At 64.0% G+C, this 12,213-nt stretch carries 11 protein-coding genes; 8 read left to right on the top strand and 3 right to left on the bottom strand.

All coding sequences use genetic code 11. The features are described 5' to 3' along the window. Positions 1 to 586: 586 nt before the first annotated feature. The 4 genes from QWI20_RS25090 to QWI20_RS25075 all read left to right on the top strand — a co-directional run bounded on the left by QWI20_RS25090 (position 587) and on the right by QWI20_RS25075 (position 4,450). Positions 587 to 1,420, top strand: coding sequence for an alpha/beta fold hydrolase (locus tag QWI20_RS25090; protein ID WP_369307700.1), 834 nt, complete (start codon positions 587 to 589; stop codon positions 1,418 to 1,420). Further along, on the top strand, positions 1,417 to 2,271 hold the full coding sequence (locus QWI20_RS25085) for an alpha/beta fold hydrolase (protein ID WP_369307699.1): 855 nt from the start codon (positions 1,417 to 1,419) through the stop codon (positions 2,269 to 2,271). The genes QWI20_RS25090 and QWI20_RS25085 overlap by 4 nt, the downstream gene beginning before the upstream one ends. Positions 2,272 to 2,469: 198 nt before the next feature. After that, entirely contained in the window at positions 2,470 to 3,288 is an 819-nt protein-coding gene (locus QWI20_RS25080; RefSeq protein ID WP_369307698.1) for a DUF4892 domain-containing protein, read from the top strand. A gap of 109 nt (positions 3,289 to 3,397) precedes the next feature. After that, the gene (locus QWI20_RS25075; RefSeq protein WP_369307697.1) at positions 3,398 to 4,450 is read left to right on the top strand and encodes an AI-2E family transporter; all 1,053 of its coding nucleotides are present in this window, start codon (positions 3,398 to 3,400) and stop codon (positions 4,448 to 4,450) included. Positions 4,451 to 4,518: 68 nt separating this feature from the next. Here the strand turns inward: QWI20_RS25075 and xopAW are convergent, their stop codons facing one another. The 3 genes from xopAW to QWI20_RS25060 form a co-directional block, all read right to left on the bottom strand. Further along, positions 4,519 to 5,319: a XopAW family type III secretion system calcium-binding effector gene (gene xopAW, locus QWI20_RS25070; protein WP_369307696.1), complete on the bottom strand. Its 801-nt coding sequence runs from the start codon at positions 5,317 to 5,319 to the stop codon at positions 4,519 to 4,521. 131 nt (positions 5,320 to 5,450) lie between these two features. Further along, positions 5,451 to 6,533: a sensor histidine kinase gene (locus QWI20_RS25065; RefSeq protein ID WP_369307695.1), complete on the bottom strand. Its 1,083-nt coding sequence runs from the start codon at positions 6,531 to 6,533 to the stop codon at positions 5,451 to 5,453. Continuing rightward, on the bottom strand, positions 6,530 to 7,282 hold the full coding sequence (locus QWI20_RS25060; protein WP_133771586.1) for a response regulator: 753 nt from the start codon (positions 7,280 to 7,282) through the stop codon (positions 6,530 to 6,532). Before QWI20_RS25060 ends, QWI20_RS25065 begins: the two co-directional genes overlap by 4 nt. Before the next feature lie 440 nt (positions 7,283 to 7,722). On the opposite strand from QWI20_RS25060, the gene QWI20_RS25055 reads away from it, so the two are divergent. From QWI20_RS25055 to kdpB, 4 genes are all read left to right on the top strand, one after another. Continuing rightward, positions 7,723 to 7,986, top strand: a complete 264-nt coding sequence (locus tag QWI20_RS25055; RefSeq protein ID WP_369307694.1) for a hypothetical protein — start codon at positions 7,723 to 7,725, stop codon at positions 7,984 to 7,986. Between the two features lie 268 nt (positions 7,987 to 8,254). Then, positions 8,255 to 8,350, top strand: coding sequence for a K(+)-transporting ATPase subunit F (kdpF, locus tag QWI20_RS25050; protein WP_037009437.1), 96 nt, complete (start codon positions 8,255 to 8,257; stop codon positions 8,348 to 8,350). A gap of 5 nt (positions 8,351 to 8,355) precedes the next feature. Next, positions 8,356 to 10,050, top strand: a complete 1,695-nt coding sequence (kdpA, locus tag QWI20_RS25045; protein ID WP_369307693.1) for a potassium-transporting ATPase subunit KdpA — start codon at positions 8,356 to 8,358, stop codon at positions 10,048 to 10,050. A 10-nt stretch (positions 10,051 to 10,060) separates the two neighbouring features. Further along, positions 10,061 to 12,166, top strand: a complete 2,106-nt coding sequence (gene kdpB, locus QWI20_RS25040; protein WP_369307692.1) for a potassium-transporting ATPase subunit KdpB — start codon at positions 10,061 to 10,063, stop codon at positions 12,164 to 12,166. Positions 12,167 to 12,213: the final 47 nt, after the last annotated feature.

Genomic DNA, 12,213 nt, shown 5'->3' with positions numbered 1-12,213 from the left:
CGCCATCCGCCATCCATGGCGGGGGGCGGCTCTCGCGGCATCCATGCCGCTCGGCCCACGGAGCGAGACCTGCGTTCAGCCTGCACCCAAGTCGCGATTGGCGGTGTCTGGACCTTTTGTGTTTGAAGTGCAAAAGCAGATCAAGTGCAGATGAAAGGCTTCCCGGCTGAAGCCGGTCCTACGGTCGGGGTTGTTGCCACTCCCACTGACTGCACGCGCTCTTTTCGCAGGGGTCTCCTGAACCTGGTCCCACTGACTGCACGCACTGCTGTTAGTGGGACCGGCTTTAGCCGGGAAGAGGCCAGTCCAGGCGCCGGTATTTCCTGAGCTCTAAAATCTGATCGTCCTGATCGTCCTGATCGTCCTGATCGTCCTGATCGTTCCCACGCTCCGCGTGGTCATGCCGCGCCAGACGCTCCGCGTCTCTGCCGTAGGCTGCTCTGAATCCATAGCCGATCGTTTCACCCGCTCAGATAAACCTCCCCATGACCGGAGTGGCCTCATCGATGGCAGTTCCGGTCATTGCCGCGCTTGGCGGGCGGTGCGCACAATCGCGGCTTGTTATGGTTGCTGTGGGTGTGTCGGCATGTCTCAACTTCTGTTTTTCGCTCACGCCAATGGCTTTCCGTCGGGTACGTACGGCAAGTTGTTCGCGGCGCTTGGGCCTGAGTTCGAGATTCGTCATCTGGAGCAGCATGCCCATAACCCGCAATTTCCGGTGACGGACAACTGGCCGGAGCTGGTGGATGAGTTGATTCATCATCTGCGCGAGCAGGCGCAACCGGTGTGGGGCGTAGGCCATTCGCTGGGCGGTGTGCTGCATTACCACGCGGCGCTGCGTCATCCTGAGTTGTATCGAGGCGTTGTCATGCTGGATTCGCCGGTGCTGACCCGGTTCGATCAGTGGATGATTCGGGCGGCCAAGCGTTTCGGGTTTATTGATCGCATCACGCCTGCCGGCCGGACATTGGGGCGCCGTGAGGTGTTCAGCAGCGTCGAGGCGGCGCGGGATTATTTTGCCGGCAAGTCGCTGTTCCGGCGTTTCGATCCCGAGTGCTTCGAGGCGTATCTGCTTCACGGGCTGCAAGCCGATGGCGACGGGTTGCGCTTGCGCTTCGACCCCGCCACCGAAATCAGCATCTACCGCAGCGTGCCCCACACCAGCCCAGGCCTTGCCCGTCAGTTGCGGGTGCCGTTGGCGATGGTGCGCGGCGAGAGCAGCGATGTGGTGCGGCGTCACCACGCGCTGTCGGTCAAAAGCATGCGCGAGGGCGAGTATCTTTCCGTGCCCGGCGGGCATATGTTCCCGCTCGAACACCCCGAGGACACCGCCCACATGCTCAGAACGCTGTTTTCCCGCTGGACGGCCAGAGCTGAAGGTGCGACCACTGACGCCGCCCTGCAGCGAGCCCGCGCATGACTTGCTCGGTGGAAGAGATCCGCCTGAGCCTGCCCCATATCGAGCTTGCCGCCCATCTGTTCGGTCCCCAGGACGGCATTCCGGTAATCGCCCTGCATGGCTGGCTGGACAACGCCAACAGCTTCGCGCGGCTGGCGCCCAAGCTTGAAGGGCTGCGGATTCTGGCACTGGACATGGCCGGGCATGGCCACTCCGACCACCGCCCGCCGGGTTCGGCTTATGGTTTGCCGGACTACGCCCACGACGTGTTGCAGGTCGCCGGGCAGATGGGCTGGGAGCGGTTTTCCCTGCTGGGGCATTCCCTGGGGGCAATTATTTCAGTGATCGTTGCGGCGGCAGTTCCCCAGCGGGTTAATCGTCTGGCCTTGATCGACGGGTTGGTTCCGCCGGTGGGCGAGCCCGAGTCTGTGGTCGAGCGCATGGGCGCGGCCCTGCAGGCGCAGTTGAACCAGCAGAGCAAGCGCAAGCCGGTCTACCCGGACATGGACCGTGCGGTGGAGGCGCGCATGAAAGGCATGGTCGCGGTCAGTCGTGAGGCGGCGGAACTGCTGGCCCAGCGTGGTTTGATGCCGGTGCCGGGTGGTTACACCTGGCGCAGCGACAGCCGACTGACCTTGCCCTCGTCGATTCGTCTGACGCGAGCGCAGGCGCTGGCTTTCGTCACGGCGGTGCGTTGTCCGGCACAGTTGATCGTGGCCGAGGAGGGCATGCTCGCGCAGAACCGGGAGCTGCTCGGCAGCGTTCCTTTTACGGTGACGTCCTTGCCGGGCGGGCACCATCTGCACCTCAACGACGAGGCGGGGGCGCGCTCTGTTGCAGACTGTTTCAATCGCTTCTTCGCCGTGCCTTGACTTGCGACCTGCAACTGCCGAGGCTGGGGCAGTTGAAACAGGAGACTGCACGATGGACCACTGCCCACGCCGCACCGTTTTATTTTCATGCTCGCCGCGCGTTGTCGCGGCTTTGTTTTGCCTGCCGATTACGTCCCCGGGTACTTTGCATGCCGCATTCGCCGCCGCCTTGCCGATTGCCCTGCCATGAGCGCCTCCATGACGTTCACCCGCACGCTCGCGCTGACGCTGTTGCTTACCAGCCTCAGCGCCACCACCCAGGCGGCCGACGTTCCCGGCAGTCAGGATTTGCCCAATCTGCCGCGACTGACAGACGCGGAAATCGTCGATTATCGGCCTGCCGCTGAGCTGGAGCGCATCTACCCGCTGGGCTCGATTCGCAAGATCAGCGGCCAGTTGCGTTTCGACGGGCAAGTGTCCGGGCGCGGCAACGCCACCGCCATCACCTACCAATTGCCGGTCGAGCACAGCGCCGACGAAGCGTTCACCGCCGCCCGCGAAGCGTTGCAGCAGCAGGGCGCGCAGCTGCTGTTCTGGTGCCAGGCGCGGGATTGCGGCGAAAGCAGCCTGTGGGCCAACGAGGTGTTCGGCAATGCCAAACTGTATGGCGCCGACAACGGTCAGTCCTACTTATTGCTGCGCCTGGCCGCGCCGGCGGACAACACGCTCGTGGCGCTGTACGGCATCACCCGGGGCAATCGACGGGCTTTCCTCCACGTCGAGCAGTTTCAATCGAGCACGCCGCTGGGGGATTTGCTGCCGACTTCCGCGACCCTCTTGCGCGAGCTGAAAAGCACCGGCGAGCTGGAACTGCCGATGCTGACCGCAGAGCCGCAGGAGCCGTGGATCACCTTGCTGTCCCGTGGCCTGAATCTGGACAGCACCTTGCGCGTGACCCTTTCCGGGGATCAGCGCGAAGCGTGGCGTCAAGCGCTGGTGGCCAAAGGGGTGCGCGCTGCACGGCTGGAAGCGGGCGACCGGAAAAATCCCGGCCTGACCCTCGAACTCATCCGCTGAAGCGAACGCTATTCCCGTCCTGAAAAACCGATCTGGCTGTCAGCATGAGGCGAGCGATGTGGTTCGCCGGTATGCTCAGCGGATTCGACCCTCTTTTGCGGAATGACCGATGTTCAATAACGATCGCCTGTTGGTGCAGATTCTCCTGCTCGCGCTGCTGGGCGCCTGCCTGTGGGTGATGGTGCCGTTCTGGTCGGCGCTGTTCTGGGGCGCGGTGCTGGCGTTCGCCAGCTGGCCGCTGATGCGTCTGTTGACCCGCGCGCTCAAGGGGCGTGAGTCCCTCGCGGCGGCGATTCTGACCCTGGGCTGGATGGTGCTGGTGCTCGCGCCGCTGGTCTGGCTGGGCTTCAATCTGGCGGACCACGTGCGCGACGCAACGGCCTTCGTCAAGGACGTGCAAGTGGACGGCCTGCCGGATCCACCCACCTGGCTGGCGGGCGTTCCGCTGGTGGGCGAGCGGTTGGTGGGTTACTGGAACACCATCGACCAACAGGGCGCGGCGCTGCTGGTCAGCGTCCGGCCTTATCTGGGTCAGGTCGGCAACTGGCTGCTGGCGCGCAGTGCACAGATCGGCGGCGGGATTCTTGAGCTGACCCTGAGCATCGTCTTCGTGTTCTTTTTCTACCGTGACGGGCCGCGGGTGGCGGCGTTCGTGCTGAGTCTGCTGGAGCGGCTGATCGGCGATCGCGCTCAGTATTACCTCGATCTGGTGGCCGGCACGGTGCAACGGGTGGTCAACGGCGTGATCGGCACGGCTGCGGCGCAAGCCGTGCTGGCCCTGATCGGTTTTCTGATTGCCGGCGTGCCGGGCGCGCTGGTACTGGGCATCGGCACCTTCCTGTTGAGCCTGGTGCCCATGGGCCCGCCGCTGATCTGGATACCTGCCACGGCGTGGCTGGCTTGGAGAGCCGATTACGGCATGGCGATTTTTCTCGGCCTGTGGGGCACCTTCATCGTCAGCGGCGTCGATAACGTGCTCAAGCCGTACCTGATCAGTCGCGGTGGCAACCTGCCGTTGGTGATTGTCTTGCTCGGGGTGTTTGGCGGATTGCTGGCGTTCGGCTTCATCGGCCTGTTCATCGGCCCGACCTTGCTGGCGGTGGCTTACAGCTTGCTGCTGGACTGGGTGGGCGACAGCCGCGCGCGGCAGCCGGTCAAGTAACTCACACCCGTAAAAAGCACGGGCATAAAAAACCGCCGCCGGGCTGAGCTCGGTGGCGGTTTTTTTCCTCAGGCTGAGGTGCTGACGTACTTGCCGGACGTGGAGTTGCTGTTGAGGTTGTAACGGTCACTGAGGGCCGCGACCATGCGGTTCAAGGCTTCAGTGGCCTGGGTGGTGGTTTGCGAAGTGGCTGTTTGGCTCGCGGCGGTCTGGTTGCCGGAGGACGCGGTGCTGGCGGAATTCGTCGCGCCCTGCAAGGCGCTGGTCAGTTCGGCGGCGGTGATGCTGCCGTCACTGTCGCTGTCCAGGCTGCTGAACAGGTCACTGGCGTCTTCGGCAGGGGGCGGAGGCGGCGGTTGTTGGGCCTGCAGGCTGGCGGTCAGTTCGTCGAGGCTGACGGTGCCGTCCTTGTTGGTGTCGAGGGCATCGAACACTTTACTGCTGTCGGCGCTGCTGTCTGAACTGCTCAACGCCGTGGTCAGTTCAGCGCTGCTGACCGTGCCGTCGCCGTCGCTGTCCAGCGCACTGAGCAGGTTTTGCGCTTCGTCTTCGGAGGACGTGGCGTCCATCTGCATCGGCGGTGGCGGCGGAGGCGTCAGGGCCGCCAACTCGTCGGCGTCGAGGCTGTCGTCGTCATTGCTGTCGAGATCGCCGAACGCCTTGCTCAAGCTGACGGTAATGCCGTCTTTGGAATCCGAGGACAGCGCCGAGCTCAGCTCGTCCTTGTCGATGCTGCCGTCGCCGTTCGCGTCGAGTTTCTTTAATAATTCGTCGGCGAACTTCTTGCTGTTGGCTGTGCTGGTGGTGCTGCTCGTGCTGGCACTGGTGTAACTGGAATAACTGCTGCTGCCGCTGACGCCTGTGATCATCGGACTGACTCCCCATCAGATGGATAATGCCGGGCGGTGCTCCGGCTTATGCAGCGTCAGGGCAAGGGGTGTCGTGGGTGTGTTGAGTTTGTACCGCCGCGCTTACGTAAGGCTTGCGTAACGGCGCCGGGTCAGATTCGCGGCAGATCCAGCACTGCGGTGAGCCCGCCACCGGGGGTGTGTTCGAGGCGCAGGTCGCCGCCCATTCGCCGCGCGGCTTCCCGTGCGATGGTCATGCCGATGCCAACGCCGCCCGAGTTGCGATTGCGCGAGCTCTCGACGCGATAGAAGGGCTCGAACACCGCCTCCCGCAGGTTTTCGGGAATCCCCGGGCCGTGATCGATGACGCTGACCCGCAGGCGATCGCTGGCGTCCTCGATCTCCACCCGCGCGTGCCCGGCGTAACGCAGGGCGTTGTCGATGAGGTTGTTCAGGCACGAACGCAGGGCCATGGGCTGGGATTTCAGCGGCCGACAGGTGCCGCTCGCCTGAATGTCGTCACCGTTGTCCTGGGCGTTTTCGGCGAGGGATTCGATCAGCGCCTGCACGTCGAAATACTGCAGCGCTTCGCTGGTGCGCTGTTCGTTGAGGTAGGTCAGGGTCGCGTCGAGCATGCCGATCATGTCGTTGAGGTCCTGGCTCATCTGTCCGTGCAGCCGCGGCTCGTCGATCTGTTCGACCCGCAGTTTCAGACGCGCCAGCGGCGTGCGCAGGTCATGGGACACGGCGGCGAGCATGCGCCCGCGCTGTTGCACCTGTTCGCGAATGCGCTCCTGCATCAGGTTGAACGCCTGCGCCGCCTGACGTGCCTCGCGAGGGCCATTGGCCGCCAGCGGCGGGCTGTCGAGGTTTTCGCTGAGGCGCTCGGCCGCTTCGCTCAGTCGGCGGATCGGCCGGCTCAGGGCCTTGGCGCCGAACCAGGCGGCGAGCACCAGGCTGATCAGCTGGAACAGCAAGGGCACCAGGGGAATGCCGAGCATCGGCGGGCGGCACCCTTGCGGTGGAGGAGAGCGCTGGAGGTCGTCGTCCGTTGCAGCGTCGCGTTCGGGTGGCGGTTGCATCTGGCTTTCCATCGGCCGATCGCAACCGGGCGGGGGCGGCATTCTCGGGCCGTAGTGGTGAAACCAGACGAATGCGAGCAGGTGCGCCAGGACGATCGCCAGCATTGCCCCGCCAAACAGCCGGGCAAACAGGGTGTCGGCCGAGCGGATCAACCAATCTCCCGGGCGTCGAACATGTAGCCTTCGCCGCGCACGGTTTTGATCAGTTGCGGGGATTTCGGGTCATCGCCGAGCTTCTGCCGCAGGCGCGAGACGAGCAGGTCGATGCTGCGGTCGAACGCTTCGATGGAGCGTCCGCGGGCGGCGTCGAGCAGTTGTTCGCGGTTGAGCACCCGACGCGGCCGTTCGAGGAAGACCCGCAGCAGGCGAAATTCGGCATTTGACAAGGGCACGACGAGGCCGTCCGGCGCGGTGAGTTGGCGCAGGACGCTGTTCAGGCGCCAGTTGTCGAAGCGCAGGGTGGTGCGTTCTTCGGTGCGGTCATCACGCACGCGGCGCAGGATGGTCTGGATCCGCGCCACCAGTTCGCGGGGCTCGAAGGGTTTGGCCATGTAGTCGTCGGCGCCCAGTTCCAGGCCGATGATGCGGTCGGTGGGTTCGCAGCGGGCGGTGAGCATGAGGATGGGGATGTCGGAGGTGCTGCGCAGCCAGCGGCAGAGGGAAAGTCCGTCTTCGCCGGGGAGCATGAGGTCGAGGACGACGACGTCGTAGGTGTCTTCGGTGAGGGCCAGGCGCATGGCGTTGCCGTCGGTGACGCCGGTGCTGTGGATGTTGAAGCGGGCGAGGTAGTCGCAGAGCAGTTCGCGGATGGGGATGTCGTCGTCGACGATGAGGGCGCGGGTGTTCCAGCGGCGCTCTTCGCTCGGCGCGGTGGCGGTGGTGCTGTCGGGTGTTGTCTGCATGGTGCTGCCGCCGTGTGGTGCTGCCGAGTGGGCCGCGGGTAGGAGTCGACGCTGCCATGCTACTTCGCTGGCGAGCGGGGCGGAAGGGTGAGGGGGGCAGGTGTCGGTGGATTGTCTTGAATGTATCAAGGTCGGTACACGGCTGACCTGCCGTGCTTCGTATCAAGATCAAGATCAAGGGCGTCTGCCTGGGGGCAGACTGTTTCGCCTTCGGCGAGTTACTTGGAAAAGCACCCCAAGTAACCAAGGGTGCTTGCTCCTGGTTGGGTTCCTCCTTCGTCGGAATACCTTCACTCCGGTCTCGCTCCGTGGGCCCGCGCCGAACGGGCATCCATGCCCTGACGGCGCTCTCGCGGCATCCATGCCGCTCGGCCCACTCCGCGAGACCTGCGTTCAGCCTGCACCCAAGTCGCGATTGGTGTCGTCTGGACGTCTTGCGTATGAAGATCAAGATCAAGATCAAGATCAAGATCAAGATCAAGATCAAGATCAAGATCAAGATCAGAAGCAGATCAACAGCTTCCCGGCTGAAGCCGGTCCCACTAAATGCGCGCGCTGCTGTTAGTGGGACCGGCTTTAGCCGGGAAGAGGCCAGCCCAGGCGGCGACAGTTTTGCTGACTGGACACCCCATCTGTGGGAGCTTGCTCGCGAATGCTTTATCTCAAACACCAGATATCCGTTGGATGTACCGACCCCTTCGTGAGCAAGCTCACTCCCACAAGTCCCTGGCGCTTGACCCGCCCTTGATCTGCCTCTGATTTGCTTTTGATCTTCTACGCGGTAGTTCAAACACCGCGCAACGCGAGTCACAAATAACGGATCTGCCTACGGTGTAAAGCTTCTAAACGCCCTGTTTTATTTACTCTTTACGCTTTCTTTATGCCCTCCGGCTCCCGTCGCTCTCGTTCCTTTACACCCCCGCTGCAGACAATTGCCCCACACGGCAGTCGCCGTATGACGGAGAGTTTTTCATGAGCGTTCTGGATGGGGTGTCACTGCTGCTTGCAGCAGGGTTATTCGTTTACTTGCTGGTGGCGCTCTTGCGCGCCGGCCGGGTCGAGGAGTAACGGCCATGCACGGTTACGACTACCTGCTGATACTGGCGTTTTTTGCCTTGGTGCTGTTGCCCGCGCCGCTGCTGGGACGGTTCTACTACAACGTCATGGAAGGTAAGCGGACCTTTCTGACCCCGGTCATGGGCCCGGTCGAACGCATCTGCTATCGCCTGTCCGGCGTAGACCCCGCGGTCGAACAAAACTGGAAAACCTACACAATCGCCCTGCTGGCCTTCAACCTGGCCGGGTTCGTCGTGCTGTTCGCCGTCCTGCTCCTGCAAGGCTCGCTGCCGCTTAACCCACAGGGCCTGCCGGGGATGGAGTGGTCGCTGGCGTTCAACACCGCGATGAGCTTCGTCACCAACACCAACTGGCAGAGCTACAGCGGCGAATCGTCCCTGAGCTACCTCAGCCAGATGGCCGGCCTGACCGTGCAGAACTTCGTCAGCGCCGCCACCGGCATCGCCGTGCTGGTCGCGTTTTGCCGTGGCATCAGCCGTCGCTCGACGCAACACCTGGGCAACTTCTGGGCGGACATGACCCGCGCGACCCTCTACGGCCTGCTGCCGTTGTGCCTGGTGCTGGCACTGATGCTGGTCTGGCAGGGCGTGCCGCAAACCTTCGCCCATTACGTGGACGCCGTGACCCTGCAAGGCACCGACCAGACCATTCCGCTGGGCCCGGCTGCCAGCCAGATCGCGATCAAGCAACTGGGCACCAACGGCGGCGGTTTCTTCGGCGTCAACTCGGCGCATCCGTTCGAGAACCCGACCATCTGGAGCAACCTGTTCGAGCTGGTGTCGATCATCCTGATCCCGGTGGCGCTGGTGTTCACCTTCGGTCATTACGTGAAAGACATGCGCCAGAGCCGCGCGATCATCGCCTGCATGCTGACGCTGTTCCTGATTGGCGGCGCGACGGCGATGTGGTCCGAGTACCAGCCCAATCCTGCGCTGAACATTGCCTCGGTCGAGCAGACCGCGCCGATGGAAGGCAAGGAAACCCGCTTCGGCACCACGGCCACCGTGCTCTGGGCCGCGACCACCACCGCCGCGTCCAACGGTTCGGTCAACGGCATGCACGACAGCCTCAACCCGCTCACCGGGATGATCGCCCTGGCCAACATGATGGTCGGCGAAGTGATCTTCGGCGGCGTCGGCGCAGGCCTCTACGGCATGTTGCTGAACGTGTTGATCGCGGTGTTCCTCGCCGGCCTGATGATTGGCCGCACCCCGGAATACCTCGGCAAGAAGCTGCAGGCCCGGGAGGTCAAGTTGCTGGTGGCGACCTTGATCGTGATGCCGGTCGGCGTGCTGGTGTTCGGTGCGCTGGCAGCCTCGTTGCCCGGCCCGGCAGCTGCGATCAGCAACCCCGGCGCCCACGGTTTCAGTCAGTTGCTATATGCCTACACCTCGGCGACCGCCAACAACGGTTCGGCCTTCGGCGGCTTCAGCGCCAACACCACCTTCCACAACCTGATGTTGGGCCTGTCGATGTTCATCGGCCGCTTCGGCTACATCCTGCCAGTGCTGGCGCTGGCCGGCAGTCTGGCGGCGAAGAAAAGCTCGCCCCTGGGCCAGAACAGCTTCCCGACCCACGGCCCGCTGTTCGTCACCCTGCTGACCGTGACCATCCTGCTCGTGGGTGGCCTGACGTTCCTGCCGACGCTGGCACTGGGACCGATTGCCGAACACTTGAGCCTGGGCTTCTGAGGACCACACCATGAACATGCAAGCCCCCGTAACAAAAAGCCCGGACAGTAAAATTCAGGCCAGCAAGACAGCCGGCCATGACGCACAGCCCGCATCAAACGTGTCGGCCAAGACCGGCTTCGCCGCGCTGTGGCGCCCGGCGCTGGTTCAGGCGTTCGTCAAGCTTGACCCACGCCAGCTGCAACGTGCGCCGGTGATGCTGGTGGTCGAGCTGACCGCCATTCTGACCACCGTGCTGTGCCTGATCCCCGACCCGGCGGTGCCGACGTCCGTCGCCGTGCAGATCGCCGTCTGGCTGTGGTTCACCGTGTTGTTCGCCAACTTCGCCGAAGCCCTGGCCGAAGGTCGCGGCAAGGCCCGCGCCGATAGCCTCAAAGCCGGCAGCGAGGGCCTGAAAGCGCGGATCCAGGGCGCAAACGGCAGTTATCAGATGGTCAATGCGGCGACCCTGCGCAAGGGCGATGTGGTCCGCGTTGAAGCCGGGGAAATGATCCCGGGCGACGGCGAGGTGATCGAAGGCATTGCGGCGGTCAACGAAGCGGCGATCACCGGTGAGTCTGCGCCGGTGATCCGCGAGTCCGGGGGCGACCGTTCGGCCGTGACCGGCAACACGCGACTGGTGTCCGACTGGCTGCTGGTGCGCATCAGTGCCAACCCCGGCGAATCGACGCTGGACCGCATGATCGCGCTGGTCGAAGGCGCCAAACGTCAGAAGACACCTAACGAAGTCGCTCTCGACATTCTGCTGATCGGCCTGACCCTGATCTTCCTGCTGGTGGTCGTGACCCTGCAGCCGTTCGCGCACTTTGCCGGCGGTAACTTGCCGCTGGTGTTCCTCGTGGCGCTGCTGGTCACCCTGATTCCGACCACCATCGGCGGCCTGCTCTCGGCCATCGGTATTGCCGGCATGGATCGCCTGGTGCGCCTGAACGTGATCGCCAAATCCGGTCGTGCGGTAGAGGCGGCGGGTGACGTGCATGTGTTGCTGCTGGACAAGACCGGCACCATCACCTTCGGCAACCGTCGCTGCTCGGCGGTGTATGCCGCACCGGGCGTGACACCGAAAGAGCTGAGCGAAGGCACGCTGCTGGCCTCGCTGGCGGACGATACGGCTGAAGGCAAATCCATCGTCGAATACCTGCGCGGTCTGCAGCCGATGACCGAGCCTGCGCCGAGCCAGTTGACGGCGGTGCCGTTCACGGCGGAAACCCGTCTGTCTGGCATCGATTTCGAGGGCCGCGTGTACCGCAAGGGCGCCGTGGACTCGCTGCTGAAATTCCTCGGCCGTGACCGCAGTGACCTGCCGCCAGTACTGGCGCGGGAGATCGACAAGATCGCCAAGACCGGCGGCACGCCGTTACTGGTCTGCGGCGATGGCAAACTGCTGGGCGCGATTCACCTCAAGGACGTGGTCAAGCCGGGCATTCGCGAGCGTTTTGAAGAACTGCGCAAGCTGGGCATTCGCACAGTCATGGTCACCGGCGACAACCCGCTGACGGCGGCGGCGATTGCGGCAGAGGCGGGCGTCGATGATGTGCTGGCCGAAGCCACTCCCGAGAAGAAACTGGAGCGCATCCGTCAGGAGCAGAACGACGGGCGTCTGGTGGCGATGTGCGGCGACGGCGCCAACGACGCCCCGGCGCTGGCCCAGGCCGACGTCGGCATGGCGATGAACGATGGCACCCAGGCGGCGCGGGAAGCGGCCAACATGGTCGATCTCGACAGCGACCCGACCAAGTTGCTGGACGTAGTGCAGATCGGCAAGGAGTTGCTGGTGACCCGCGGCGCGCTGACGACCTTTTCCATCGCCAACGACGTGGCCAAGTACTTCGCGATCCTGCCGGCGCTGTTTGCGGCGATTTATCCGCAACTGGGCGTGCTCAACGTCATGCACCTGGCCAGCCCGCAGAGCGCGATTCTGTCGGCCATCGTGTTCAACGCGCTGATCATCGTCGTGCTGATTCCGCTGGCACTGCGCGGTGTGCGGGTGCAGGCCGCCAGCGCGGCGCATTTACTGCGCCGCAACCTGTTGGTGTACGGGCTGGGCGGGATTGTCGTGCCGTTCGTGGGGATCAAGGCCATCGACCTGCTGTTGACCGCTCTGCACCTGGTTTAACCCGTTGATCGCGCCGCGCGGTGACTGATCCCGCGCGGCGCTCACTT

The sequence above is a fragment of the Pseudomonas sp. W2-17 genome (assembly GCF_041060445.1).
Lineage (GTDB): Bacteria > Pseudomonadota > Gammaproteobacteria > Pseudomonadales > Pseudomonadaceae > Aquipseudomonas.
Note: the sequence above shows the minus strand (reverse complement) of the source record. Positions and strands in the feature narration are given on the sequence as shown.